The organism is Serratia sp. TSA_130.1 (assembly GCF_052691795.1).
Genome location: NZ_JBQZFS010000002.1, coordinates 701,382 through 725,594, shown reverse-complemented (window position 1 = coordinate 725,594; position 24,213 = coordinate 701,382). Strand labels below are relative to the sequence as shown.

24 protein-coding genes are annotated in these 24,213 nt (G+C 59.6%); 12 read left to right on the top strand and 12 right to left on the bottom strand.

The features are described from left to right. Window positions 1-6 precede the first annotated feature (6 nt). The 5 genes from ACUTQY_RS10175 to ACUTQY_RS10155 form a co-directional block, all read right to left on the bottom strand. Window positions 7-1,530, bottom strand: a complete 1,524-nt coding sequence (locus ACUTQY_RS10175) for a flavodoxin domain-containing protein (RefSeq protein ID WP_046686617.1) — start codon at window positions 1,528-1,530, stop codon at window positions 7-9. 5 nt (window positions 1,531-1,535) lie between these two features. Beyond that, window positions 1,536-1,961: a PAS domain-containing protein gene (locus ACUTQY_RS10170; protein ID WP_023447580.1), complete on the bottom strand. Its 426-nt coding sequence runs from the start codon at window positions 1,959-1,961 to the stop codon at window positions 1,536-1,538. Window positions 1,962-2,178: 217 nt separating this feature from the next. Further along, entirely contained in the window at window positions 2,179-3,885 is a 1,707-nt protein-coding gene (gene dld / locus ACUTQY_RS10165; RefSeq protein ID WP_046686618.1) for a D-lactate dehydrogenase, read from the bottom strand. A 126-nt stretch (window positions 3,886-4,011) separates the two neighbouring features. Next, window positions 4,012-4,806 (bottom strand): type I methionyl aminopeptidase, encoded by a 795-nt coding sequence (gene map / locus ACUTQY_RS10160; RefSeq protein WP_033642282.1) that lies wholly within the window; start codon window positions 4,804-4,806, stop codon window positions 4,012-4,014. Further along, entirely contained in the window at window positions 4,803-5,006 is a 204-nt protein-coding gene (locus ACUTQY_RS10155; protein WP_006324220.1) for a ParD-like family protein, read from the bottom strand. Before ACUTQY_RS10155 ends, map begins: the two co-directional genes overlap by 4 nt. Before the next feature lie 168 nt (window positions 5,007-5,174). On the opposite strand from ACUTQY_RS10155, the gene ddlA reads away from it, so the two are divergent. Next, complete coding sequence (ddlA, locus tag ACUTQY_RS10150) at window positions 5,175-6,278, top strand: D-alanine--D-alanine ligase (RefSeq protein ID WP_015377061.1); 1,104 nt, start codon at window positions 5,175-5,177, stop codon at window positions 6,276-6,278. Window positions 6,279-6,312: 34 nt separating this feature from the next. On the opposite strand, the gene ACUTQY_RS10145 is transcribed toward ddlA, so the two are convergent. Both ACUTQY_RS10145 and ACUTQY_RS10140 read right to left on the bottom strand, forming a co-directional pair. After that, window positions 6,313-7,092, bottom strand: a complete 780-nt coding sequence (locus tag ACUTQY_RS10145) for an ABC transporter substrate-binding protein (protein ID WP_046686619.1) — start codon at window positions 7,090-7,092, stop codon at window positions 6,313-6,315. 34 nt (window positions 7,093-7,126) lie between these two features. Further along, window positions 7,127-8,281, bottom strand: coding sequence for a methionine aminotransferase (locus ACUTQY_RS10140; RefSeq protein WP_046686620.1), 1,155 nt, complete (start codon window positions 8,279-8,281; stop codon window positions 7,127-7,129). A 118-nt stretch (window positions 8,282-8,399) separates the two neighbouring features. Here ACUTQY_RS10140 and ACUTQY_RS10135 point away from each other — a divergent pair, with 118 nt between their 5' ends. The 3 genes from ACUTQY_RS10135 to ACUTQY_RS10125 all read left to right on the top strand — a co-directional run bounded on the left by ACUTQY_RS10135 (window position 8,400) and on the right by ACUTQY_RS10125 (window position 12,729). Further along, on the top strand, window positions 8,400-9,320 hold the full coding sequence (locus ACUTQY_RS10135; protein WP_046686621.1) for a LysR substrate-binding domain-containing protein: 921 nt from the start codon (window positions 8,400-8,402) through the stop codon (window positions 9,318-9,320). Window positions 9,321-9,432: 112 nt separating this feature from the next. Then, entirely contained in the window at window positions 9,433-11,730 is a 2,298-nt protein-coding gene (gene bglX, locus ACUTQY_RS10130; RefSeq protein WP_445583299.1) for a beta-glucosidase BglX, read from the top strand. 75 nt (window positions 11,731-11,805) lie between these two features. Further along, entirely contained in the window at window positions 11,806-12,729 is a 924-nt protein-coding gene (locus ACUTQY_RS10125) for a DUF7916 family protein (protein WP_046686623.1), read from the top strand. A 55-nt stretch (window positions 12,730-12,784) separates the two neighbouring features. On the opposite strand, the gene ACUTQY_RS10120 is transcribed toward ACUTQY_RS10125, so the two are convergent. Together ACUTQY_RS10120 and ACUTQY_RS10115 are read right to left on the bottom strand one after the other, a co-directional pair. Further along, window positions 12,785-13,300, bottom strand: a complete 516-nt coding sequence (locus ACUTQY_RS10120; protein WP_046686624.1) for a hypothetical protein — start codon at window positions 13,298-13,300, stop codon at window positions 12,785-12,787. After that, the gene (locus tag ACUTQY_RS10115; RefSeq protein ID WP_052752677.1) at window positions 13,297-14,100 is read right to left on the bottom strand and encodes a winged helix-turn-helix domain-containing protein; all 804 of its coding nucleotides are present in this window, start codon (window positions 14,098-14,100) and stop codon (window positions 13,297-13,299) included. Before ACUTQY_RS10115 ends, ACUTQY_RS10120 begins: the two co-directional genes overlap by 4 nt. A 363-nt stretch (window positions 14,101-14,463) precedes the next feature. Between ACUTQY_RS10115 and ACUTQY_RS10110 the strand changes: the two genes are divergently transcribed. From ACUTQY_RS10110 to ACUTQY_RS10100, 3 genes are read left to right on the top strand one after another with little or no spacing between them, the layout of a single operon-like run. Then, on the top strand, window positions 14,464-14,616 hold the full coding sequence (locus ACUTQY_RS10110) for a hypothetical protein (protein ID WP_154219866.1): 153 nt from the start codon (window positions 14,464-14,466) through the stop codon (window positions 14,614-14,616). 36 nt (window positions 14,617-14,652) lie between these two features. Then, complete coding sequence (locus ACUTQY_RS10105; protein ID WP_046686625.1) at window positions 14,653-15,939, top strand: O-antigen ligase family protein; 1,287 nt, start codon at window positions 14,653-14,655, stop codon at window positions 15,937-15,939. Next, window positions 15,936-16,538 (top strand): helix-turn-helix transcriptional regulator, encoded by a 603-nt coding sequence (locus ACUTQY_RS10100; RefSeq protein WP_050440169.1) that lies wholly within the window; start codon window positions 15,936-15,938, stop codon window positions 16,536-16,538. Before ACUTQY_RS10105 ends, ACUTQY_RS10100 begins: the two co-directional genes overlap by 4 nt. Before the next feature lie 41 nt (window positions 16,539-16,579). On the opposite strand, the gene ACUTQY_RS10095 is transcribed toward ACUTQY_RS10100, so the two are convergent. Beyond that, complete coding sequence (locus ACUTQY_RS10095) at window positions 16,580-17,380, bottom strand: alpha/beta fold hydrolase (protein ID WP_084710281.1); 801 nt, start codon at window positions 17,378-17,380, stop codon at window positions 16,580-16,582. Between the two features lie 238 nt (window positions 17,381-17,618). On the opposite strand from ACUTQY_RS10095, the gene ACUTQY_RS10090 reads away from it, so the two are divergent. The 5 genes from ACUTQY_RS10090 (at window position 17,619) to ACUTQY_RS10070 (ending at window position 23,110) form a co-directional block, all read left to right on the top strand. Continuing rightward, complete coding sequence (locus ACUTQY_RS10090) at window positions 17,619-18,374, top strand: CDP-diacylglycerol diphosphatase (RefSeq protein WP_046686628.1); 756 nt, start codon at window positions 17,619-17,621, stop codon at window positions 18,372-18,374. Between the two features lie 168 nt (window positions 18,375-18,542). After that, window positions 18,543-19,067, top strand: coding sequence for a MarR family winged helix-turn-helix transcriptional regulator (locus tag ACUTQY_RS10085; protein ID WP_080273375.1), 525 nt, complete (start codon window positions 18,543-18,545; stop codon window positions 19,065-19,067). Beyond that, window positions 19,064-20,395, top strand: coding sequence for a c-type cytochrome (locus tag ACUTQY_RS10080; RefSeq protein WP_144414656.1), 1,332 nt, complete (start codon window positions 19,064-19,066; stop codon window positions 20,393-20,395). The genes ACUTQY_RS10085 and ACUTQY_RS10080 overlap by 4 nt, the downstream gene beginning before the upstream one ends. A gap of 16 nt (window positions 20,396-20,411) precedes the next feature. After that, entirely contained in the window at window positions 20,412-20,864 is a 453-nt protein-coding gene (locus ACUTQY_RS10075; RefSeq protein ID WP_033642292.1) for a (2Fe-2S)-binding protein, read from the top strand. A 2-nt stretch (window positions 20,865-20,866) separates the two neighbouring features. After that, window positions 20,867-23,110, top strand: a complete 2,244-nt coding sequence (locus tag ACUTQY_RS10070; RefSeq protein WP_046686629.1) for a xanthine dehydrogenase family protein molybdopterin-binding subunit — start codon at window positions 20,867-20,869, stop codon at window positions 23,108-23,110. A 38-nt stretch (window positions 23,111-23,148) separates the two neighbouring features. Here the strand turns inward: ACUTQY_RS10070 and ACUTQY_RS10065 are convergent, their stop codons facing one another. Both ACUTQY_RS10065 and ACUTQY_RS10060 read right to left on the bottom strand, forming a co-directional pair. Then, on the bottom strand, window positions 23,149-23,451 hold the full coding sequence (locus ACUTQY_RS10065; RefSeq protein ID WP_033642294.1) for a hypothetical protein: 303 nt from the start codon (window positions 23,449-23,451) through the stop codon (window positions 23,149-23,151). Further along, window positions 23,448-24,083: an AAA family ATPase gene (locus tag ACUTQY_RS10060; RefSeq protein ID WP_016928620.1), complete on the bottom strand. Its 636-nt coding sequence runs from the start codon at window positions 24,081-24,083 to the stop codon at window positions 23,448-23,450. The genes ACUTQY_RS10065 and ACUTQY_RS10060 overlap by 4 nt, the downstream gene beginning before the upstream one ends. Window positions 24,084-24,213: the final 130 nt, after the last annotated feature.

Below are 24,213 nucleotides of genomic sequence, written 5' to 3'. Positions count from 1 at the left end.
CCTGTCTCAATAGAGTTCCAGGTGCAGGCGCTGCTGCTCAATCAGCGTCTGCCACAGGTTTTCCGCCCCGCAGGCTTGCTCCAGCGCCGTCGCCACGGCATGTTCCAGATACTGGCGATTGCCGCACAGGTAGACATGCGCGCCCCGTTGCAGCAGGCCGCTGACGGCATCGGCGTGATCGTCGATGGCGTGTTGCACGTAATACTTGTCGGCGGCGTCGCGCGAGAATGCCGTGATGAGCCGTGTGAGTACGCCCGTCGCGTTCAGCGTGACCAACTCCTCGCCATACAGGAAGTCTTCATCGCGCCTTTTCTCACCGAAGATCAGGACGGTTTCACGCCGTTCGCCCTGGGCGGCCATTTCGCGCAGTAAGCCAATCAACGGTGCGATGCCGGTACCGGTACCGATAAGCAGCACCGGCAAGGCGGTGTCGCGCGGCAGGTAAAAGCCGGGGTTGGCGCGGCAGAAGAGGCGGAAAGGGCCGGGGTGCTTGAGCAGCCAGCCGGTCGCCGTGCCGCGCCGCGTGCGGCCGCCGCGTTCATAACGCACGTCGCGCACGCACAGATCGAGGCTCTCTTCCCGCGTTGCCGAAGCGATGGAGTAGGCGCGCGGCAGGCAAATGGGCAGCAGCGCCAACAGGTTCTCCAGCGTGATCGCGTGCGGCGGGCAAAAATCGTGCAGCACGTCCAGCAGATCGGCGCCGTATAGATAACTCTCCAGGGATTTGCGCTGACGGATCTTGAGCAGGCTTTTGAGCTCTTCGCTGTCGGCCAACTGCGCCAGTTCGCGCAGCGTCGTTTTGCTGATCTGGCGCAGCTCCCGGCGCCGCAGTGCGTCGATGGCCTCCGGCCTGCCGAGCCACTCTGCCAGCCGGATCAATAATCCTTCGTCGTTCTCCGGCAACAGATAGACGGTATCCCCTGCCCGGTAAACGATGCCGCTGCCGGCGATATTCAGCCGCAGATGCCAGGCTTGCGGCGTGCGTGCGCTAAGCGGCCGCCGTTCGAGGAGGGCGGCGTTGAACGCATGGTCTTCACCGTAGGCGGTCACGCGCAGATGCAAATCGCGGCCCGCCTGGGCATCGCCGGCCAGCACCTTATCCAGCGTCGTTAGCCAGGTGGTGAAGAACCGTTCGACGTTAACGTCGGCGTCAACGCGATTGATGATGGCACGGGAGCCGTATTGCGTCAGGCGCGCATCCAGCGCCTGGGTAAACCCGCAGAAATGCGGGTAAGCGGTGTCGCCGAGACCGAAGATGGCGTAGCGCAACCGGTGGCGATCCGGCCATTGCGCCAGCGCGTCGGGGAAACGTTCGGCGTTGGCGGGCGGTTCGCCGTCGCCAAATGAGCTCGAGACAATCAACAGGGCGTCGCGTTTGCCCACATCGGCGGGCTGGATGGCGTTGAGTTCTTTAACGACGGGGCGGTAGGGTTGCAGGCTGCTTTGCTCGCCCAGGCGCATCGCCAGCGCCCGGGCGTTGCCCGACTCCGAACCGTAACCAATCAGGATGCGTTCGATGATGTCGGCCATAGCGGTTACTTGTCGTAGTGGTTGTCGAACTGTTCTTTGGCGAATTCCACCGATTCGAAGTCGGTCATCAGATCGTTAATTACGCGGCGGATGCTGATATAAGCCTCGATATTGCCTTGGGCGTCATACAGCGGTTGCACCGTGGTGTCGACCACGTACAGCACGCCGCCCTTGCCGACGTTCGGGATGATTCCGGTCCAGATGCCGCCCGCCTTGATGGTGTCCCACATTGCTTTGTAAACGGCTTTCGGTACGGAAGGGTGACGCACGATGCTGTGGGGCTGGCCCACCAGCTCTTCCCGGGAAAAGCCGGTCAGTTGGCAGAACAGGTCGTTGACGTAGGTGATAGTGCCCTGCAGATCGGTGGTGGAGATCACCATCACTTTATCGAGCGCGGCCAACAGCTGGGCGGAATCGAGGGTCTGACTCATGGTAGGTTCCTTCTCATTAAGTTCGCGGTGAATGCCACGGCGGATGTCATGTATCCGTCACGACAGCTTTGTAATTAATTCTCATTTGCGATGAATGGTAATCGGGAATTTTATAAGTTGCAATAAGAATACATCTTTATGGGCGCAAAGATCTCGACGAGGCGGGCAGGGGCGGTGAGGCCCGCGCCGGGTGGGCGGCGGGCCGATCGGGTGGCGTTTAGCGTGGGTCTTCGGCCCAGCCTTTGCGTTTGCTGGTTTTGCCGATGCCGGGGTTGAAGCTGTTGGTCGGATCGGCGGCGCGGTAGAACGTTTGCAGATCCGGTTTGGCGTGATACAGGTGGCCAACGTTATGCTCCGCCGGGTACTCGGCGCCGCGCCGGTTGAGGATCTCGAGCATCTTTTCCTTCAGCGCGTGGCTGTCCACGCCTTTTTTCACCACGTAGTCCTGATGGAAGACGTGGCACATAAAGTGGCCGTAATACAGCTTATGCACCAGCTGGCTGTCGATTTCCGGCGGCAGGGTTTCGAACCAGTCGGTGTCGTTGCGGCGCAGGGCGATGTCCAGCGCCAGAATATCCTCTACCTTATCGGCGTGCACCGCATGGTAGCGCACGGCGGCGCCGGCGGCGGCGAAGCGGTGCAGGAAGGCCTTTTTGCCTTCGTCAGGCGTGCAGGCGAAGAAGGCGCCTTCGGCCTGGGCGAAATAGTCGGTCAGGTAGCGCTGCGCTTCGTCTACGCCGGGGCCGGCCATCTTCAGCAGCAGGTGGTGTTCGAAACGTTCTCGGTATTCCTTCATGCGCTTCGGCAGGTGGCTCGGTGCCAGGTGGCTCAGGCCCTGCATTAACCGATCGGTCAGGTTGTGCGGCAGCAGCGGCAGCTTGTTGAGGTTGGCGTCCATGCGGCCTTTCAGGGTGAAGAAGCGCGGCATTTGATCGGTGCCGAGCTTGTCGATCATCATGAAGGTGTCTTTGCCGTACACCTCGGCGATGTCGAAGATATCGCGGTGCATGTACTCACCGGCCACCGGCAGGTTTTCGAACTGGCTCAGCATGTGGCGGCGCAGTTCGGTCAGCACCGCGGTGTCGTTGGTGCCGATATAGAACACCTGCTCTTTGCCCTCTTTCTCGAAGGTGTCGAGCCGCACCGCGAACACCGCCAGTTTGCCGGCGCAGCCGGAGGCTTCGTACAGGCGGCGTTTGTCGGCGTTGAAGCGGGAAGGGGTGTTGGCGTCGACGTCGCGCACCCGGCTGGCGTACTCGTTATCCGAGGCGCGCAGCTCGCCGTATTCGACGTCGCTCGGGCGATAGTCGCCTTTTTCCAGCCGGGTGAGGATCTCTTCCGGCGTGTCGCCAAGCCGGATGCCCAGATGGTTCACCAGGCGCAGCTGGCCGTCTTCCCCTAACTGGGCGTACAGCGCCATTTCGGTATAGGCCGGGCCGCGTTTCACCAGCGAGCCGCCGGAGTTGTTGCACACGCCGCCGATAACCGAGGCGCCGATGCAGGAAGAGCCGATCACCGAATGCGGTTCACGGCCGTAGGGCTTGAGCAATTTCTCGAGGTGGTGCAGGGTGCTGCCGGGGAAGCCGACCACCTGCTTGCCGTTGTCCAGCACCTGAATATGGTCGAGGCGCAGGGTGCTGACGATGACGATATCGCGATCATAGTCGTTGCCGCTGGGGGTTGAGCCCTCGGTCAGGCCGGTGTTGGCGGCCTGCATGATGACGATTTTATCGGCGGCCACGCAGGCCTGCAGAATGCGCCACAGCTGCAGCAGGCTAGTGGGAAACACCACCGCCAGCGCCTGGCCTTCGCCGGAGCGGAACCCTTTGCGATACCGTTCGGTGTTGCGATCGCCGGTCAACAACTGCGGGCCGCCGACGATGTCCTTAAGCTGGTTGAGAAACGCCTGATTGCCTGACTGCATGCTGCCTGTCTCCCTGTCATCCCCGTCGCTTTAACCGCGGCGCCGGAGTGCCGCGCAGTCAGCTAAGAGGCTATCAATTAAATAAATTATCAAGCAATTAGCTTATTAAGCTAATGGCTTGCGGATTTAGTAGCGTTCGGCGTAACCGGCCCGACGCTCTTCGTCGCGCAGCGTCAGGATTTCCACGCCGTCGGCGGTGACCGCTACGGTGTGTTCCCACTGCGCCGACAGTTTTTTGTCGCGCGTCACCACCGTCCAGCCGTCTTTCTTCTGCTTGATGCGGCGGTCACCCTGATTGATCATCGGCTCGATGGTGAACACCATGCCTTCCTGCAGCGCCATGCCGCTGCCGGGTTGGCCGTAGTGCAGCACCGCCGGCTCTTCGTGCATGTCGCGGCCGATGCCGTGGCCGCAATACTCCCGCACGATGCTGTAGCCGGCCTGCTCGGCGTGGCGCTGGATGGCGTGGCCGATATCCCCCAGGGTCGCGCCCGGTTTCACCGCGCGAATGCCCTGCCACATCGATTCATAGACGTTGTTCACCAGCCGTTTAGCCAGCGGCGTCACCTGGCCGATGCAGTACATCTTGCTGGAGTCGGCGATGTAGCCGCCGTTTTCCAGCGTGATGTCCACGTTGACAATCATGCCGGAACGCAGGATTTTGCTGGCCGACGGCACCCCGTGGCACACCACGTCGTCTACGGAGGTGTTGAGCACATAGGGGAAATCATACTGCCCCTTGCTGGCCGGGCGCGACTTCAGTTCTTCGACGATAAACGCCTCGGCGCGGTCGTTAATCTCCATGGTGGAGATGCCTTCGACGATGACCTCATCGAGCATAGCAAACACTTTAGCCAGCAGAGCGCCGGAATGGCGCATTTTGGCAATCTCTTCCGGCGTTTTAATCACAATCTGTTTCACCCGACAATCTCCTTCAGCGTCAGCGCATTATCTTTCATCATTTTTTTTACCAGTTGCGGGTAGGTCAGTTCCGGATGGAACTCCGCCAGCATGCCGATCTTGATCCAGTACTCGGCCTGCGCGTTGATCGAACGCGTCATGGTCAGGCTGGCGAGGCGCAGATCGTCATGCAGCGCGTCCGAAATTTTTACGATGCCCATCGGCGTCTCCATAAATGAACGATATACGAAGTGTATACGTTTTGGATGGTCGCGATGTGGCATTCTGTGGCGTAAGAAGATTCTGGTAACAACGATTGCCGCCGCCAGGCAATGCGTTTATTGTGATGAACGACTTTTTTGCCATGATTTTTCAGAAGGATTTAAGGCGTGACTAAACTACGTGTTGGGGTGATTTTTGGCGGTAAATCGGCAGAGCATGAGGTGTCGCTGCAGTCGGCCAAAAACATTGTGGATGCAATCGACAAAGAGAAGTTTGACGTCACGCTGCTGGGGATCGACAAACAGGGGCAGTGGCACATCAACGACGCCTCCAACTACCTGCTCAACGCCGAGAACCCGGCGCTGATCGCGCTGAACCGCTCGAACAAGAACGTGGCGCTGATCCCGGGCCAGGAAAAACAACAGCTGATCGAAGCGGGCAGCGCCGGCGCGCTGGGCCAACTGGACGTCATCTTCCCGATCGTGCACGGTACGCTGGGGGAGGACGGCTCGCTGCAGGGGCTGCTGCGCATGGCCAATATGCCGTTCGTCGGCGCCGGCGTGCTCGGTTCGGCGGTCAGCATGGACAAAGACGTGACCAAGCGCCTGCTGCGCGACGCCGGGCTGGCGGTGGCGCCGTTCGTCACCCTGACGCGCGCCAACCGCGCCGGATTCACGTTTGAGCAACTGAGCGAGCGCCTCGGCCTGCCGCTGTTCGTCAAGCCGGCCAACCAGGGCTCGTCGGTCGGGGTCAGCAAGGTGGAGAACCGCGCCGAGTTTGACGCGGCGGTGGCACTGGCCTTCAGTTTCGATCATAAAGTACTGGTGGAGTCGGCGATCGTCGGCCGCGAGATCGAGTGCGCGGTGCTGGGGAACGACGATCCGCAGGCCAGCGTGTGCGGCGAGATCGTGCTGAGCGACGCTTTCTACTCCTACGACACCAAATACATCAATGAGCAGGGCGCTCAGGTGGTGGTGCCGGCGGCGATCGCGCCGGAAGTGAGCGACCACATCCGTGAGGTGGCGCTGAAGGCGTTCCGCGCGCTGGAGTGCTTCGGGTTGGCGCGGGTGGATGTGTTCCTGACGCCGGATAACCAGGTGGTGATCAACGAGATTAACACGCTGCCGGGCTTCACCAACATCAGCATGTATCCCAAGCTGTGGGCCGCCAGCGGCGTCAGCTACCAGGCGCTGATCACGCGCCTGATCGAATTGGCGCTGGAGCGCCACCAGCAGGATCGCGCGCTGAACAGTTCGGTGTTCGATCGCTAAACGCGGCAGGGGGCGGCGGTGCCGCCCCCGTCCATCACTTCACCGTCACGTCGATATCGCCGAAATACTTCTTAGACAGCGCCGCCACCGTGCCTTGCTGTTTCACTTTGGCGATGGCGGCATCCAGTTTTTTCTTCAGCGCCTCATCCCCTTTACGCAGGCCGAAGGCGATGCCTTCACCGAGGATTTTGTCGTCGCGCACCGCCTCGCCGACGAAGGCGAAGCCTTTGCCGTCCGGCTGCGACAGGAAGCCGCTTTGCCCCGACGGCGCCATCACCAGCGTGGCGTCGAGCCGACCGGCCGCCAGATCGAGATACACCTGATTCTGATCCTGGTAAGACACCACATCCACGCCCGCCGGCGCCCAATGGTTTTTGGCGTAAATCTCCTGAATCGAGCCTTGCAGCACGCCCACGTGTTTGCCCGCCAGCGCTTTGGCGTCCGGCAGCAGGCCGCTGTCGGCCTTGGCGATCAGGCGGTTCGGCACCTGATAGATGGCGTCGGTAAAGGCGATGGCCTGGCGCCGCTGTTCGGTCACGTTCATCGCCGAGTTGATGGCGTCGAACTTGCGCGCCTGCAGCGCCGGGATCAGGCTGTCGAACGAGGTTTCCACCCAGCTGCATTTCAACTGCGCGGCGGCGCATACCGCGTCGCCCAGTTCGATGTCGAACCCTTCCAGTTTGCCGTTGGCGGATTTGGATTCGAACGGCGGATACAGCGCTTCCAGGCCGAAGCGCAGGCTGTTTTCCGCCGCCAGCGAAGTGCCGGCGGCCAGCAGGCATCCGGCGGCGAACAGCGTTTTCAGTGCTTTCATAGGCAGTGCCCCTTTCCCATGGTCGGACAAAAAATTACGCCTGGCTCAGGCGGCGCGCGCCTTCCAGCAGGGTCTCGTTATCTTTGGAAAAACTCAGCCGAATAAGGCCGGTATCGGTGCCGTCGCTGTAGAACGCCGACAGCGGGATCGTCGCCACCTTCGCTTCGCGGATCAAGCGCACGGCGAAATCATTGTCGCTTTCGTGACTGAAGCTGCTAAAGCGGGCCAGCATGAAGAAGCTGCCGCGGCTGGGCAGCAGCTCAAAGCGCGAATCCTGCAGGGCGCTGGCCAGCAGATCGCGCTTTTGTTGGTAAAACGCCGCCAGCCCCAGGTAGCTCTGCGGGTTGGCGAGCGCGGCGGCGAAGGCGTGCTGCATTGGCGTATCGGCGGAGAACACCATGAACTGGTGCACCTTGCGGATTTCGTCCATCAACGCCGCCGGCGCCAGGCAATAGCCGACGCGCCAGCCGGTGACGTGGTAGGTTTTACCGAACGACGACACGATCACGCTGCGTTCCGCCAACTGCGGGTAGCGCGCCATGCTGTGGTGAATATCGCCGTCGAACACCACATGCTCGTAGACCTCGTCGGACAGGATCACGATGTCGGTGTCGCGGGTCAGGGCGGTCAGGCGGTCGATATCCTGCGCGTCGAACACTGCGCCGGTCGGGTTGTGCGGCGTGTTGACGATGATCATGCGCGTTTTGCCGTTGATGGCGGCGGCCACTTCATCCCAGTCGACGCGAAAGTCCTGCAGCGACAGTTTGATCGCCACCGGCGTGGCGCCCTGCAGGCGTACGATCGGCGCATAGCTGTCGAACGCCGGTTCGAAATAGATCACCTCGTCGCCGGGATGCACCAGCGCGCTGATCGCCGAGTACAGCCCTTCGCTGGCGCTGGCGATCACCGTGATTTCTTCGTCGGCGTCATAGCGCGCGCCATACAATCGTTCAGCTTTTTCCGCCAGAGCAGCACGTAACGCCGCCACGCCGCTCATCGGCGCGTATTGGTTATGACCTGCGCGCATGGCTTGTGCCGTTGCCTCGATCAGCTGCGGGTCACCGGCGAAGTTGGGCGCGCCCTGAGACAGGTTGAGGGCCTGATGTTCGGCGCTGAGTTGGCCAATGACGGTGAAGATGGTGGTGCCGACGTCCGGCAGCTTCGAGCGGGATGAGCAGGCGCTCTGCATGATGGGCTCCAGGCAAACAGGGAAGTGTTGAGCGATTAAGCATCAGGCGGCGTAGGCGGACAAGGGAAAGTTTGTCATACTTGCCATGCACTACGATCATACCTAATCGAGGCACGCTATGCCGATATCCCTGCCGTCGCTCGACGTATTGAAAACCTTTGTGGTGGTGGCGCAACGCCTCAACTTTACCCATGCCGCCCGGCAGCTGCACCTGACGCAGGGGGCGGTCAGCCGGCAAATTCTCGGGCTGGAACAGCGTCTGGGCTATCCGCTGTTCAGCCGTCAGGCGCGCGGTTTGGCGCTGACGCCGCAGGGCGCGCAGCTGCTGGCGCCGGTACAGCAGGCGCTGGGGCAGTTGGATGAAGCCCTGACGCGGGCCGCCGCTCCGCCGGGGGCGCTGCGCATCAAATGCCCGACCTGCGCCATGCGCTGGGTGCTGCCGCGCATCATTCGCCTGCAAAATGAACGGCCGGACATGCATATCGAGCTGACCGCCTCGGTGTCGCACGGCCTGGATTTCAGTACCGAGCAGTTTGACGCCGCGGTGGTATTCGGCCGGCCGCCGGGTAAAAAGCTGACCGCGCACTTGCTGTTCGACGAAATCCTCACGCCGGTCTGCACGCCGACGTTCCTGCCGCCGGCAGCCCGGTTGACGGACTTGACGGACAAAACCCTGCTGCACCCGACGCGCGATCGGCGCGACTGGCTGCGCTGGCTGAAGGCGGCGGGCGCCGATGCGTTGCCGTCCGGCAAGGCCCAGCATTTCGATACCCTCGATCTGGCGATGAGCGCCGCGCTGCAGGGATTCGGCATCGCCATCGGCGATCTGTGCCTGCTGGAGGAGGATATTCAGGCGCAGCGCATCGTAACGCCGTTCCCGCTCTGCGTCAGCAGCGGCGCGGCCTATTATTTGGTCTATCCTGAACGCACGGTGGCGCCGCCGACGTTAACCGCGCTGATCGATTTTCTGGCGACGGAGGCCGCCGACAGCCGCGCCCGGCTGCAGAATTACCTGCCGATAACCTGTAATGCTTTGTAAACATTAGCGATGCGAATTCCCTTGGCGATGAAACAGAGTGTGGCAAACTGTTTCTTCACTCCGATTAAACTCCGCGGCGTTGGCGGCGGAAACACGCCTGAGATAAAACAAGATGAAATGGCTTTGTGTGGTGAGTATGTTGTCCGGTCTGGCCCTCAGCCCGGTTTTTGCGCAGGAAACGCCGATAACGCAGGGCATTCACGCCCAGCAGCGCGACGCCTTCGTGTCCAATTTGATGAAGCAGATGACGCTGGAAGAGAAGATTGGCCAGCTGCGGCTGATCAGCGTCGGGCCGGATAACCCGAAAGAAGCGATCCGCGAGGGGATCCGCAAAGGGCAGATCGGCGCCATCTTCAATACCGTCACCCGGCCGGATATCCGGGTGATGCAAGATCAGGCGATGCAGCTCAGCCGCCTGAAAATCCCGTTTTTCTTTGCCTATGACGTGGTGCACGGCCAGCGCACCGTGTTCCCGATCAGCCTGGGGCTGGCGGCCAGCTTCGATCTGGAAGCCATCGCGCTCAGCGCCCGGGTCGCGGCGCAAGAGGCCAGCGATGACGGCCTGAACATGACCTTCGCGCCGATGGTCGATATCACCCGCGATCCGCGCTGGGGCCGGGTCTCCGAAGGCTTCGGCGAAGACACTTGGCTGGTCTCGAAAATCGCCAAGGTGATGGTCGACGGTTTCCAGAACGGCGATCCGGCCAAACCCGGTTCGGTGATGGCCAGCGTCAAGCACTTTGCATTGTACGGCGCCGTCGAAGGCGGCCGCGATTACAACACCGTCGACATGAGCCCGCTGCGCATGCATCAGGACTATCTGCCGCCTTACAAAGCGGCGGTGGACGCCGGCAGCGGCGGAGTGATGGTGTCGCTCAACTCGGTGAACGGCGTGCCGGCCACCGCCAACCCGTGGCTGCTGAAAGATCTGCTGCGCGAGCAGTGGGGCTTTAAAGGCATCACCATCAGCGACCACGGCGCGATTAAGGAACTGATTAAGCACGGCGTGGCCGCCGATGCGCGCGATGCGGTGCGCCTAGCGATCACCTCCGGCGTCGACATGAGCATGAGCGACGAGTTCTACGACAAATACCTGCCGGGTCTGGTGAAGGACGGACTGGTGTCTGAAAGCGATATCGACCGCGCCTGCCGCGACGTGCTGAACACCAAATACGACATGGGGCTGTTCACCAATCCTTACGTGCATCTGGGCCCGGCGGGTTCCGATCCGCAGGACACCAACGCCGAAAGCCGTCTGCACCGCGCCGAAGCGCGGGTGGTGGCGCGCAAGACGATGGTGCTGCTGAAGAACGATAAGCAGACGCTGCCGCTGAGCAAGCAGGCGACCATCGCGCTGGTCGGGCCGATGGCCGACAGCCAGCGCGACGTGATGGGCAGTTGGTCGGCCGCCGGGGTGGTCAAGCAGTCGGTCACCCTGCGCGAGGGGCTGGAGCGGGCGGTGGGCGACAAGGCGCGCATTCTGTACGCCAAGGGCGCCAACGTCACGCAGGATAAAGGCATCATCGATTATCTGAACGAGTATGAGCCGGCGGTGGCGTTCGATACCCGTTCGCCGCAGCAGATGATCGACGAAGCGGTGCAGGCGGCGAACAAGGCCGATGTGGTGGTGGCGGTGGTGGGGGAATCGCAGGGCATGGCGCACGAGGCCTCCAGCCGCGCCGACATCACGATCCCGCAGAGCCAACGCGATCTGATCGCCGCGCTGAAAGCCACCGGCAAGCCGCTGGTGCTGGTGCTGATGAACGGCCGCCCGCTGGCATTGAGCTGGGAGAGCGAGCAGGCGGACGCGATGCTGGAAACCTGGTACAGCGGCACCGAGGGCGGCAACGCGGTGGCGGACGTGCTGTTCGGCGATTACAACCCGTCGGGCAAGCTGCCGATGACCTTCCCGCGCTCGGTCGGCCAGATCCCGATGTACTACAACCACCTGAACACCGGCCGGCCGTTCGGCAAGGAGAACCCGGGCAAGTACACCTCGCGCTACTTCGATTCGCCGAACGGCCCGCTGTATCCGTTTGGTTACGGCTTGAGCTACACCACCTTCAGCCTGTCGGATCTGAAGTTATCCAGCCCGACGATGGCGCGCAACGGCAAGTTAACCGCCAGCGTCACGCTGAAGAATACCGGCAAGTACGACGGCGCCACGGTGGTGCAGCTGTATCTGCAGGACGTCACCGCGTCGGTCAGCCGCCCGGTGAAAGAGCTGCGCAACTTCAAGAAAGTGACGCTGAAGGCCGGTCAGTCGCAGCAGGTTGAGCTGCCGATTAGCGAAGACGATCTGAAGTTCTACAACGCCAGCCTGAAGTGGGGGGCGGAGCCGGGCAAATTCAACGTGTTCGTCGGCCTGGATTCCGACAACGTGCAGGCGCAAAGCTTTACGCTGAAGTAACCTTTTCCCCCTCTTTCACTGCGGTGGGAGAGGGGGCATCCATCCCTTTCCGCTAACGTCACCGGAGCTTGCCTCATGAAACGCTATCTGGACTGCAGCGCCAGCGATCTGGCCGATATCGGCAAAGCCGATCTGCTCTACGCCATCCGCGCCAGCGAAGGGCGCATCTTGGTCAGCGAAACCATCGCGGTCACTCAGCCGCTGCTCAATAACGTCACCAACGCCGAACTGGCGGCCAGCCAGGGCGCCGACCTGCTGTTGTTGAACCTGTTCGACGTCGATCGTCCACATATCGCGGGCCTGCCCGCCGACGTGCCGCCGCAGGAGGCGCTGCGCACGCTGCAGCGACTGACCGGGCGGGTGATCGGGGTGAACCTGGAGGCCGTCGATCCGGCTTTCGCCAGCGAACATAACGACTTTTGGCAGATGACGGCGGGCCGCGCCGCCACCGCCGAGAATGCGCGCAAGCTGTATCAGCTTGGCGCGCGCATGCTGGTGTTGACCGGCAACCCGAACAACGGCGTCAGCAATCAGGCGATCGCCGCCGCGCTGAAAGCGATACGCGATGAAGTGGGCGACGAGATGGTGCTGGTGACCGGCAAAATGCACGGCGCCGGCATTGTGCGCGAAAGCGGCAGCCAACTGATCGGCGAGCAGGACATCGCGCTGTTCGTGGAGAACGGTGCGGACATCGTGCTGCTGCCTGCTCCGGGCACCATTCCCGGTATGTCGCAGGAGAGAGTGGCGGCGCTGATCGCCTTTGCCCAGCGGCAGGGGGCGCTGGCGATGACGGCGATCGGCACCTCGCAAGAGGGGGCCGACGTGCAGACCGTGCGGCAGATTGCGCTGATGAGCAAAATGGCCGGCGCGGATCTGCACCATATCGGCGATACCGGCTATTTGGGGCTGGCACTGCCGGAAAACATCTTCGCCTACAGCGTGGCGATTCGCGGCGTGCGCCACACCTACAGCCGCATGGCGCGTTCAATTAACCGCTGAAATGGCTGCCGCTTGCGGGCTTTTCTTCCGATAGGCAACACTCGCAACGCATAGCCTAATAACGCCGGCAGACAAAGGTCGGGCTTTGAAGCGTAGTGACCACATACAGATTGCCGAGTACGTGTTCGATGGCGACATGGTAGGAGATTCGGGGATCTTCCGACTGCAAAAAGGTCGCCCAAAGGGGGGCGGGAACCGTATCTCCGGCATGTTTACGGTCGGCGGCGAATCGCAGCGTGTACCCATCGCCGCCGCCATCCTCTTCAGCCGCCTCATCGCCGGGGGTGTCATACACATAGTGAAGTTCGCGGTTCAGCACATAGGTTTTTTCTTGCCGCTCGATAAAACCATTGAGCCTGATAAAGCCAGTGCCGTTGTGGTAGAGGAAAAAATACATCTTTGCTTTTAAAACCGCGGCGGGCTCCATGGCTGGGCCATAGCGGTTGCGCGCGGTGATCTCCGCTTCGCAACGCAGTAAGGTTTTAGGATGGTGCGACAGCTGGGCGACCTGGCTTGCCAGGGGTGCCATCAATAATAACAAGCCGACGATAAAGCGTGTTTTTTTGTTCATGGCGTCATACCGTCGGTGTTTTTGATCGTGCGGCACCGGCCATATTGACCAGGTTGCGCCAGATTGCAGATGGCGATGAAGGTGATCTGAAAAGGAAGATTGGGGTTGGCGATTTTGGTGTAGAACAGATCGGCGGGCGTTGTGCCGCAGTCGGTCGCTTCAGCTTTCAATGCAGCGGCAATTTGCGCTTGCGTTTCACGCCGATCGTTCAGCGCGGCGGTTTCCAACGTAAAAACGTTGCACTGCTCATGGCGATAAAAAAAATCGACCCTGGCGTTTTTGAACGCGTGAACCGGCCGGTTGAACCACAATAAAGCGCAGACGAGGCTAAAGCACGCAATCATCATCAATGCTGCGGCAAGGGGCGCTTTATTTGCCAGGCAGATATTCCCACGCCGTTTTAACAGTGCGCCGGCCCGGGTCAACAGGGTGGGAATAACCGCTTCTTGGTTGTCCGGTGAGCGCATGTTTTCGCATGAGGTAATTTCCGCTTCAAGAATGAACCCCAGTTTGGGGATGGTAATAATGATTTGCGGATCCAGCGCCAACGACTCAAGCGCTTTTCTTATCTCACTGATGCAACCATTCAGATTATTGTTTGAACCCACAAAACCATTATCTTCCCAGACCCGCTGCATCAAATGCCTGCGGGTGAGCATCTCTTTATGATGGGTAACCAACTCTAACAACAAGCGGGTGGCAGGGTTAGATAACGGCATAAAAGATTCCCGTTCATTGATGATGAACAATGCGCGTTCGGCAGGTGAGAAAATAATCATCTGATTAATGACGTATTCCATAATGTGCTGCTTGCCCTTATAGCGACGGTGAAATTTAGCGAGGACAGAGTTATCTATTATTTTTCACCCGTCAAGATGATGGCGATTTTTTCATGTTGTGAAATTTTTGGCGAAAGTTCAAACGTACGGGGGGCGCCAGTTTTATAATATTAGGTTTTCTTTGTTTTGGTTTTTAATTCCTTATTTTTATTATCTTTAGGAATTAAAAACTGTTTTTATGGTTAAATTTAATACATATATCTTGATTTTGGCTGCGGCGATACTATGGAACTCGCTGGGAAATGCGACAGGATTTTGCCGGTAATCCACGTTTAAATTGCGGGATTTCTTTGCTTGAAGCCTGAATGGCCAAGAGGAAAAGGTATGTTTAAAAGAAACTGGACGCTTTTACGCTACAGGCGAAAGCTTTTTGAAGCTATTCAATCTGTCGGGATTGTGATGGCGATAGTTACCGGGCTGGTGTTGCTGACAGGCATTTCTTTTATTGCAATTGAAAAATGGCTTAGCCTTTTCTGATGATTTTTCAGATAGATATTTTGGGATGAAATTATTATGTCTATTCCATGTTTAAAGTTCATGGTGATGGTCTATGTCAGCGTATTGCTTTTGTTGGGTGGCTATATTTATCACTATGATATGAACTATTTCTCGCTGACGTTTCCATATTCTCTTGTGATTGGGGTTGTCCTGTTTGCTTTATTGGGCGTCGGCGGCGCGCTCCTTTTTTTGCGAAAAGCGTGGGGGATGACCCCCGCGTGTTTTTTCTTTGCGCTGGGCGCGGTGATATTGCTGCTGCCCCTTTTTTATTCTCGTGCCGAGTGGGGCGTGCTTACCGTCGGGCGAATGGCCTGCCTGTTTGGCAGTTGGATTATTTACTTTATCCTATTGCAATATCGGGTCATGCAACACGTGCGTATTGCGTTTATCTATACGCTGGTATTAGCCGCTGCCGTGGGAGGCATTTGGCTTTTTTCCTCCCCGGCCGAGGCGGCGGCGGGCTATGCCGGCAGCGGGGGGCGTTGGCCGGATGCCGCGAGCAGTTTATTGGCGAGCGGATTATTGGCGGGATGGGGTCTGACGGTGTTGCCTCGGTTCCGCATGTTGCGCCGAGATAACGAGCGATGGCGTATTTTACTCTTGCTGCCGCTCTTGATCGGTTTATCCGCCGCGCTGGGCTGGGGGGCATCGCAGACCGTTTGTCTCAGCGTGCTATTGGGTGCCGCGCTGTTGACCCTGATGTTTGTGCGCAGATACCCGCTGCATTGCGTGCTCGCGCTGCTGATGACGGCATTGGGATTCTGTCTGGCGATATTGGCGGATGAATTGAACGCTGGCGTTCGTTTGTCGAACGCCGCGCCGTGCTGCGATACGCTGCTTGACTCGCTGGCGCTGGTGGTAGAGCGGCCCTGGTTGGGATGGGGCTATGGCCGATTCGAGCATGGCTTTGAGCATTTACAGGCCCATGCGCTGCCCGCGGTGGCGCGGGCAGGCGCAGCGCGGCAACCCTATAATGAGCTCCTGCTGTGGTGGATAGAAGGCGGCGTCGTTGCGTTGGCGGGCATGTTGTGCCTGCTGGCGGGCGTGGCGGCGCTGGTGCGCCAAACATGGCGACGGGAGCGCATCGCCGCCCGCTTGCACAGCCCGGCCGCCGGGGAAGAGGCCGCGTTGGCGGCGAGCGGCATTCCCTTGCTGCTGTGCGCGCAGTTTTCCTACCCGTTCGGGCTGTCGCTCATCCAATGGGCGGTTTTGACGCTGCTGCTCGTTACGTTGGATGGGCGCAGCAGGCTCAATGCCGGCCGGTTTTGCCGGTTTGTTTTCGCGCGGAGGGAAACGGCGTGAACACGGTCATCAATATCGCCTTCCTGGATATCGACCGCTTTTTTGTCGCCGGGGCGTATCGGGCGTTGAGCGACTATTTTAGTGAACGTGGCATCGAGGCGCGCTGCAGCGAGCCGATGAATGCCGACCTTGTGTTCCAGGCGATCGCCAAAGGCGACATGGCGCGTTTTTGCCATCCTCCCCATGCTCCTCACGCCCTTTATCTCGCCGTTTACGATCTCAGAGAAGCCCGCATTCGCGCCATTTCGGGGTGCCTGAGGGAAGCGGGCAGGGTGTACCGCAATGAAGGCGTCGCAAAGCTGTTGCACACGGTAGCGCGGGTGATAAAAGGCCGAACCGGCGGCGCCTGCGGTTTTTCTTGTTGCGCCTGGTGCCAGCCGTTGCCATTGACGCCGCAGGAAAAACAAGTGATGCGTTACCTGAGTTGGGAAATGACGCCGACCGCCATTGCCCGTCGGCTTCGGGTCAGCATCAAGACGGTGAGCACGCATAAACGGGCGGTGATGAGAAAGATGCATTTTCAGCGCGATGCGGAGCTTTACCGCTGGTTGCGTCTGGGGGAGTTCGGTCAGGGAAATGGCGATAGCCACGTCGTCTGAGCGATGGCATGGCAGGTCCGGGCCTGGCGGCCCGGAGCGACTTACCAAAACAGCGGCGTGGTGCTTTCGGCAAGAAACGCCAGCAGCGTTTCATTGACCGCCGCCGGATTTTCCTTGTTGCTGATATGCCCGGCGTTGGGGATCAGCACATGTCGGCAGCCGAGAAGATCCGCCATGCGCTGGCCTTCCGCCGGCGGGCGCGGCTTATCCTGCGCGCCGGTGATGACGATGCTGGCGGCGGTGATGTGTTCCAGCAGCGCCAGCTTGTCGGGGCGGCCGAAGATCATCCGGCCCAGCGGCACGATGCTTTCGCGCAGGCGCTCGGCGGGCAGGCTTTGCAGATGGGCCAGCAACGGCTGCGACAGCGCAGCGGGCACTTCGTCGGAATAGAACTGCGCGGCGATATATTCCAGCAGCGGCGGCGTGATGGCGCCGGCCTGTTCCACGGCGGCCAGCATGCCCATATAGCGCTGCCGCGCCTCTAGAGTTTCGTCGCCCAGGTAGCTGTCCAGCAGCGCCAGCACTTTCACCCGCTCCGGCGCCAGCGCCGCCAGTTCGGCGCCCCACATGCCGCCGACGGACAGGCCGACGATGCCGAACTCTTCAATATCCAAATGATCCATCAGCGCCAAATGATCGGCGGCGATATCCGACAGGCTGTTTCGCCCGGGTGGCAGCGCCGGTGAATCGCCGTGGCCCCAGAGATCCGGTACGATCAGGCGGTAGCGTTTAGCCAGCGCTTCGAACTGCGGCGCCCACATATTCAGATCGAACAGATAGCTGTGGCCCAGCAGCAATGGAAAGCCTGAACCTACGTCGAGATAATGCAGGGATTTGCCCATCGTTGGCATCTTATCGGTTCCTTATATAAAAAGAGTCCCGGCTGCTTATATCACACTCATATTCAACCCACGGTATTAATTTACCGTAAATTACTCAGGTGGAGGCTTATTTTTAATTATCCATTGCTAACAAGACGTCAATAAAAGGTGACATTAAGGATAATATTCTGGTCGATGCCGGAGCCTTGGTTTATGCTGGCGCTCCTTTCGGTATGGAATAGATAAACAGGGAGTCGCGATGAAAAGACTTTTCAGACTATTAATTATTTTGCTTGTCATTTTGCTGCTGGCGGCGGTGCTGTGGTGGTTCTTCGGGCGCGGCAATCCGAATGCGCTGTGGCAGATAGTCAGCCAACAGTGCGTGCCCAATCAGCAGCAGAACCACGATCCTGCACCCTGCTTAAAGGTGGATTTAACCGAAGGATATGTGCTGTTTAAGGACAGCAAGGGCCCTTACCACGATCTGGTGATGCCGACCGAAAAGGTCAGCGGCATCGAGAGCCCGATATTGCAAGCGGATCGAACGCCGCCTTATTTCGCCCAGGCCTGGAATAACCGCGAACATATATCCAGCGAGCTGGGTAAACCGTTAAAAGACGCATGGGTTTCTCTGGCGGTCAATTCGAAATATGGCCGCTCTCAAAATCAGTTGCATATTCACGTTGCCTGCTTGCGCCAGGATGTCTATAACGCGCTGGGGGAACAGGCTGAGCAATTAGATCAACAGTGGCGGCCGCTGGCGGTGAAATTGGTCGGCCATCAATATCTGGCCAGAAAATTGGCGGGCACCGATTTAACCCAGGAAGATCCTTTCCGCTTGTTGCAAAACTACGTGGTCGAGCAGGGCGACAGCATCGGCAATTACGGCCTGGCGCTGGCGATCAGCCCGCAGGGCGAGATGCTGCTGTTGGCAAACCGTTTGAAGTTGACCGATCTCAACCTGGGGTCGGCCGGTGAAATTCAGGACTACCGGTGCGAGGTCGCGGGGAACTGAGTTTTTCTTATCGCTCCCCGTCGTTGGGGAGCGTACGCCGTGCGATACAAACTAACCAAATGTATTAACTTGCTTTTATTTTATTCTCCCTCCTCTGCTTGATCCTGTTCTCATGTTCGATCTACTATTTGTTTGCACAAGCAAATAAATAATCGAGAGTAACCCGACATGTCACAACCACGTAAACTTCCTGCTGCACTGGGCATCCATCTGGATGTGACCAATCGCCTGTGGCGCACGGCGATGGACCAGTCGGTGAAAATGACCAATCTGACGCGCCCGCATTGGCTGGCGCTGAGTGCGATTGCCGATCTGGGGGATGGCTGCACGTTGAAAGACGTTTCGCAGCATTTGAACGCCGAAGTCTCGACGATGTCGCGCGCGCTGCTGTTTCTGGAAAAAAATCGGCTTATCGCCCGCGATGCTCTGTCCGAAGATAAGCGCGCCAAAGGGGTGAGAATGACCGAGGCCGGGCAGGAGATGCTGGCGCAGTTGGATCATTCCAGCCAGCAAGCGCGGCAAAAACTGCTCAACGGCATTTCGGCCAACGATCTGGAGGCTTTTTACCGCGTATTGTTTGGCATCAAGCATAACGCGATAGCGATGCTCGAACAGGAAAATCTGTTGCCGGACGAGTTTGCTCTTCTGGCGGAGGAGCGAGCGGGTGCGATGAAGCCGGAAGGTGAAGCGTGAACGGCCGCTGGCGGAGAGCACAACAGCTGTGCGTTATCGCGTTGGGGATCTTCTCCTGCTCGGTCTTCGCCAGCCAGAATGACCAACAGGTCATCGCACGGGGAAAATATCTGGCTACCGCCGCAGATTGCGCGGCTTGTCACCGCGGCAGCAATCAACAGGACGCCCCCTATGTCGGCGGTTATGCCATCGCGTCGCCGATGGGCGACATCATCGCCAGCAATATCACGCCCGCCAAAGGAACCGGCATTGGCGACTACAGTGAACAAGAGTTTCGCCGCGCGTTAACGCAGGGCATTCGGCGGGACGGCCAACCCTTGTATCCCGCCATGCCTTATACCGCTTATCGGGGGCTGAGTGATGACGATCTGCACGCGCTGTATCGCTATTTTATGGCCGGTGTCGTACCGGTCGATCGTGCGGTGCCTGAGACCCAACTGACGTTCCCTTTTTCCTGGCGTTATGCGATCCACGGCTGGAACTGGCTGTTTCTGAAAAAGACGCCCGTCGATGCAGACGAGAGGAAGGCGCGTGGCCGCTATCTGGTGGATGTGTTGGGGCATTGCTCGGCGTGTCACAGCCCACGTAACGGGATGATGGCGGAACGCGGCGATCGCTATCTGGCAGGAGGAGAAGCCGGCGGTTGGATCGCGCCGAATATCACCTCGGATCCCGTGAGCGGCATCGGCGGCTGGAGCCAGAAAGAATTGGTGCAGTATCTGCGTACCGGCCGCAATGACAAAGCTCAGGCTGCCGGCGGCATGGCGGAGGCGGTGGAGCATAGCCTGCGTTTCCTGAGTGACGACGACCTCGGCGCCATCGCCGATTGGCTTAAACAAACGCCGCCGATCGTCACCGTACAAGGAACGAAAGCGGCCTATCAATATCAGGGGGGCGGTAAAGGCCGTGCCGCCGGACAGGCGCTGTATGCCGTTTCCTGCGCCAGCTGCCATCGTCTGGGCGGCGAGGGGGCTTATGACGGCCATTTCCCTTCTTTGACGCACAACACCACCGTAGGCAGCGAACGGGCCAATAACCTGATCATGGTGATGCTGTATGGCGTGCAGCGTCAGGGGGAGACGCTGCAGACCTGGATGCCGGGGTTCGCCGATAGTCTGGATGACCGGCAACTGGCTGAATTGGGCAATTACGTATTGCAGCAATTCGGCAATCCGGCGGTCAGGATAACGCCGGAGCAAGTGGCTCTGCAGCGGGCGGGCGGTGAAAAACCGCTGTTGATTACGTCATTGCATTATGTGTTCTGGGGCGGCGTATTGCTGGTATTGATCGTCATTGGGGCGTGGGTGAAACGTCGGGTGAAGCACTGATCCAAGAGAGGATGGCATGAAGTTCAATCTGAACGGCCAGGCGGTCGAATTTAACGGCGAGCCGGATACGCCGCTGCTGTGGGTGATCCGAGAACATTTTAAATTAACCGGCACCAAGTTCGGCTGCGGTATCGGCGCCTGTGGCGCTTGTACGGTACATGTCGACGGTAAGGCTGTGCGTTCATGCTGTTATCCGCTGCAATTGGTGCGCGATCGGCAGGTGACCACCATCGAAGGGCTGTCCATCGATCGCCGTCATCCGGTGCAGCAGGCCTGGATTGCGGAGGACGTGCCGCAGTGCGGCTACTGCCAATCAGGCATGATCATGGCGGTCAGCGCGCTGCTGGCGGAACACCCGAGGCCGGACGATCGGCAGATAGATACGGGCCTGACCAATCTGTGCCGCTGCGCCACTTACCACCGTATCCGTGCGGCGGTGCACCGCGCCGCCGACAAGGGAGAACCCTGAGTATGGCGATCACCCGCAGAACCTTGATAAAAGGCAGCGCGTTGGCAGTGGCCGCCATGTTGCTGCCGATATCGACGCGCAGCCTGGCGGCCGTGGTTTCACAAGACGTGGCGCCACCGGACAGTCAGCATGAATTGAACGATTGGATCTGGATCGACCGCGATGGGCGCATCGTCATCGGCGTGTCGCAATGTGAGGTTGGGCAGGGGATTTACACCGGCCTGGCCGAAGTGGTGGCGGCGGAGATGGATGCCGATTGGGCGCAGGTGACGGTGAAATTCGTCACCGGCCGTGACGCTTACCGTCAGGTTGCCGGGGGCGAGGCTTTCGCGCAGTTTGTCGCCGCCTCAACCTCCATGACCAAATTTTATCAGCGTGCCCGGCTGGCCGGCGCACAGGCGAGAGATTTCTTTCTGCGGGCCGGCGCAAAACATTTCGCGCTTTCACCATCGCAGTGCCGCACGGAGAAAGGCTGGGTGCTTGAGAAAGGCGGGAAGCGCAAGGTCGCCTATGGCGATTTGGTGCGCTATGCCGCCGAACTGCCGTTGGATCCGCAGCCTGCTTTAAAGAGTGAGGCGCAAGAGCGAGAGAGTGTCATTGGCAAGCCGCTGTTGCGGGTCGATACGCCGGAGAAAGTAGATGGCAGTGCGATTTACGGTATTGATATCGACTTGCCGGAGATGCTGATCGGCGTCCCCTGGATGGTGCCCGACCTTAGCGGAAAGCTGGTCGCCGTGCGTAATGAACGACAGATTCGGGCCATGCCGGGCGTGGTGGATCTGGTGCTGACCCGGCAGTGGTCGATGAACAACATGGTCGGATTGGATCATGATATGTCGCTCAATACGGTGATCGTGGTGGCGGCGAGTTACTGGCAGGCCAAAAAGGCGGCTGATTTGCTGGAGGTCGACTGGCTGCCGGGCGCAGGAAAAGCGCTGACCGATAGCGCGATTGCGGCAGAGAATCTGGCGATGCTGGATGGCGATACGCTGGTGCCGGCGGTCGATCGCGGCGAGGCGTCGGCGTTGATTCGTGGCGTTGAACAAGGTTCGCGCTTGCATGAGGCGCGTTACAGCGCACCTTATGTGGCGCACGCCACCCTGGAGCCTTGCAATGCCACCAGCCATTACGGCGAGGGCCGTATCGAAACCTGGGGCCCCTTCCAGGGGCAGGACATGGTGCGCAACGTTCTGGCGAAAATGTTCGGGCTGAAGCCGACGGATGTGGTGGTGAATACGACCTATCTGGGGGGGAGCTTTGGGCGCAAATATCTGCCGGATGCCGTGATGCATGCTACCGCCGCCTCCCGGGCGGTGGGGAAACCGGTCAAAGTGGTCTATCCGCGCGAGATCGACATGCGGCATGAATACTATCGTCCGGCCTGCATCAGCCATTATCGGGCGCTGTTGGATGAAAACGGCTACCCGCAGGCGCTGTGGGCGCGCTATGCCGGGCAGTCGCTCTTCTGGCAAATGCGGCGCGAAACGGTCAACGAGGCCGGGGGATGGGATGAAAGTATGGTGGAGTGCGTTTACAGCACGCCGTATCGCATCCCTCATCTGAAGGTGGAGGCCGGCATCGTCGAACAGCCGATCTCCCTGAGCTATCTTCGCGGTGTCGGCAGCGTCGCCAGTCTGTTCTTTTTGGAAAGCTTTATCAGCGAACTCAGCCATAAGTCCAACCGGGACGAGTATTCGTATCGGCGGCATCTGTTGCAGGACAGCCCGGAAGCGTTGCGCGTCCTGGACGCCACCGCCACGGCGGCCGGTTGGCAGCATGAACCGCCGTCGGGCGTTTCTCGCGGTATGGCGTGCAATATTTGGGTCGGCCGCAATAATGCTTTCACCACCTACGTCGGTTTGGTGGTTGAAATCGCCATTCAGGAGGGGCGACTACGGGTGCTGCGCGCGGTATGTGCGATTGACTGTGGCAAGGTGATAAACCCGAACCTGGTGCGCGCCAACGTAGAGGGCGGCATCGGCTTTGCGCTGACCACCTGTCTGCACAGCGAGCTGCATTTTGAACGGGGCGGCGTGGTGGAAGGGAATTTCGATCGCTATCCGCTGCTCGCGATCGCCGAAATGCCCAAGGTGGAGGTCGTGATACTCGACAGCGCGCGAGCGCCGCAGGGATGCGGGGAAGTGTCGACTGCGGTGGTCGCCCCGGCGATGGCCAGCGCGCTGCATAAGGCCACCGGCAAAACCTATCGTACTATGCCGTTCCCACGCGAGTTCTCGTCGGTGTAACGGCCCGCCGGCTCGATCAGCCGGCGGCTGCCGTGCGGTCAGAGCTTTTTCAGCAGCGCCAGCAGTTGCGCTTCGCTTTTCTCCGCCAATCCGTCGATCGCCAGTTTGATGATGTCGGAGCGGGTGATACGCACGATGCCGTTGCGCGCCGCCTGCACGATCACTTCATCGATAGCCTCAATGTGGTTGTCCGTCAGGCTGACGGAGATCGCCTTATAAGTACGCTTGCGGCCGGCCGGCTTGGCTTCCGGCGCGGGCGCCGCAACCGGCAACGTATGCGAGGTGGCGCTGTTGATGAATTCGTCTTCCGACATGCGGTGGGTGGGGGTGCGTTTCTTCACAGGATCACCTCTTTCACCAGGCATTCAATTTCGGTCTGCGCCTTTTCATTGTTCGCTTCGTGCACGGTGATGGCTTCACCCCAGGCATCGCGGTAAATCTTGCGGTCGCACAGGCGATTGCTCACCAGGGTGAACTCCGGGTATTCACTCAGCACCTGCGCCGCTTCGTTGGCTTCATTAATGAAGATATTGGTCGGGCACATGTTCAATACGATGTAGCCTTTGACCTTCTCGTTGTATTCCTGCGCGGTGGAGAACATCTCCGACAGATAGCCGATGGTGTCGAGATCCATCTGCGAAGGGCGCAGCGGCGAGAGGAACAGATCGGCGGCCAGCAGGCCGGAGCGCAGTTCGGCGCTGTCGCGGCCGGCGGTATCGACGATCACGTAGTCGTAATGGCGATCGAGCTCCAGCAGCGTTTCCTTGATTTTACCCGACGCGGCCACCACCGGAATGTGCGGCAGCCCCTCGACATTCTGACGGTCGTTGTACCAGGTCATGATCGATTTCTGGTCGTCGGCATCGACGATGATCGCCGTCTTGCCTTGCTTAAGAATCAGATACCCGGCGATATTCACTGCTTTCGTCGATTTGCCGACGCCGCCTTTTTGCGAGCCAATCAGAACAATCATGCTGCCATCTCTCAAGTTATTAAGCGGGTAACTTATTAAGTTAATGTGCTTATTAGGTTGATAATCAAACAGGTTAACAAGAACAACTCGCGAACAATATGCACCAACTGCGGCGGCTTGCCAAGCCAGT

What these genes read in the sequence shown, in the direction of transcription:
- ACUTQY_RS10175 (WP_046686617.1), bottom strand. Translation starts at nt 1,530, where the DNA reads ATGGCCGACATCATCGAACGCATCCTGATTGGTTACGGTTCGGAGTCG.
- ACUTQY_RS10170 (WP_023447580.1), bottom strand. Translation starts at nt 1,961, where the DNA reads ATGAGTCAGACCCTCGATTCCGCCCAGCTGTTGGCCGCGCTCGATAAA.
- dld (WP_046686618.1), bottom strand. Translation starts at nt 3,885, where the DNA reads ATGCAGTCAGGCAATCAGGCGTTTCTCAACCAGCTTAAGGACATCGTC.
- ACUTQY_RS10155 (WP_006324220.1), bottom strand. Translation starts at nt 5,006, where the DNA reads ATGGGCATCGTAAAAATTTCGGACGCGCTGCATGACGATCTGCGCCTC.
- ACUTQY_RS10145 (WP_046686619.1), bottom strand. Translation starts at nt 7,092, where the DNA reads ATGAAAGCACTGAAAACGCTGTTCGCCGCCGGATGCCTGCTGGCCGCC.
- ACUTQY_RS10140 (WP_046686620.1), bottom strand. Translation starts at nt 8,281, where the DNA reads ATGCAGAGCGCCTGCTCATCCCGCTCGAAGCTGCCGGACGTCGGCACC.
- ACUTQY_RS10135 (WP_046686621.1), top strand. Translation starts at nt 8,400, where the DNA reads ATGCCGATATCCCTGCCGTCGCTCGACGTATTGAAAACCTTTGTGGTG.
- bglX (WP_445583299.1), top strand. Translation starts at nt 9,433, where the DNA reads ATGAAATGGCTTTGTGTGGTGAGTATGTTGTCCGGTCTGGCCCTCAGC.
- ACUTQY_RS10125 (WP_046686623.1), top strand. Translation starts at nt 11,806, where the DNA reads ATGAAACGCTATCTGGACTGCAGCGCCAGCGATCTGGCCGATATCGGC.
- ACUTQY_RS10120 (WP_046686624.1), bottom strand. Translation starts at nt 13,300, where the DNA reads ATGAACAAAAAAACACGCTTTATCGTCGGCTTGTTATTATTGATGGCA.
- ACUTQY_RS10115 (WP_052752677.1), bottom strand. Translation starts at nt 14,100, where the DNA reads ATGGAATACGTCATTAATCAGATGATTATTTTCTCACCTGCCGAACGC.
- ACUTQY_RS10110 (WP_154219866.1), top strand. Translation starts at nt 14,464, where the DNA reads ATGTTTAAAAGAAACTGGACGCTTTTACGCTACAGGCGAAAGCTTTTT.
- ACUTQY_RS10105 (WP_046686625.1), top strand. Translation starts at nt 14,653, where the DNA reads ATGTCTATTCCATGTTTAAAGTTCATGGTGATGGTCTATGTCAGCGTA.
- ACUTQY_RS10095 (WP_084710281.1), bottom strand. Translation starts at nt 17,380, where the DNA reads ATGGGCAAATCCCTGCATTATCTCGACGTAGGTTCAGGCTTTCCATTG.
- ACUTQY_RS10090 (WP_046686628.1), top strand. Translation starts at nt 17,619, where the DNA reads ATGAAAAGACTTTTCAGACTATTAATTATTTTGCTTGTCATTTTGCTG.
- ACUTQY_RS10085 (WP_080273375.1), top strand. Translation starts at nt 18,543, where the DNA reads ATGTCACAACCACGTAAACTTCCTGCTGCACTGGGCATCCATCTGGAT.
- ACUTQY_RS10075 (WP_033642292.1), top strand. Translation starts at nt 20,412, where the DNA reads ATGAAGTTCAATCTGAACGGCCAGGCGGTCGAATTTAACGGCGAGCCG.
- ACUTQY_RS10070 (WP_046686629.1), top strand. Translation starts at nt 20,867, where the DNA reads ATGGCGATCACCCGCAGAACCTTGATAAAAGGCAGCGCGTTGGCAGTG.
- ACUTQY_RS10060 (WP_016928620.1), bottom strand. Translation starts at nt 24,083, where the DNA reads ATGATTGTTCTGATTGGCTCGCAAAAAGGCGGCGTCGGCAAATCGACG.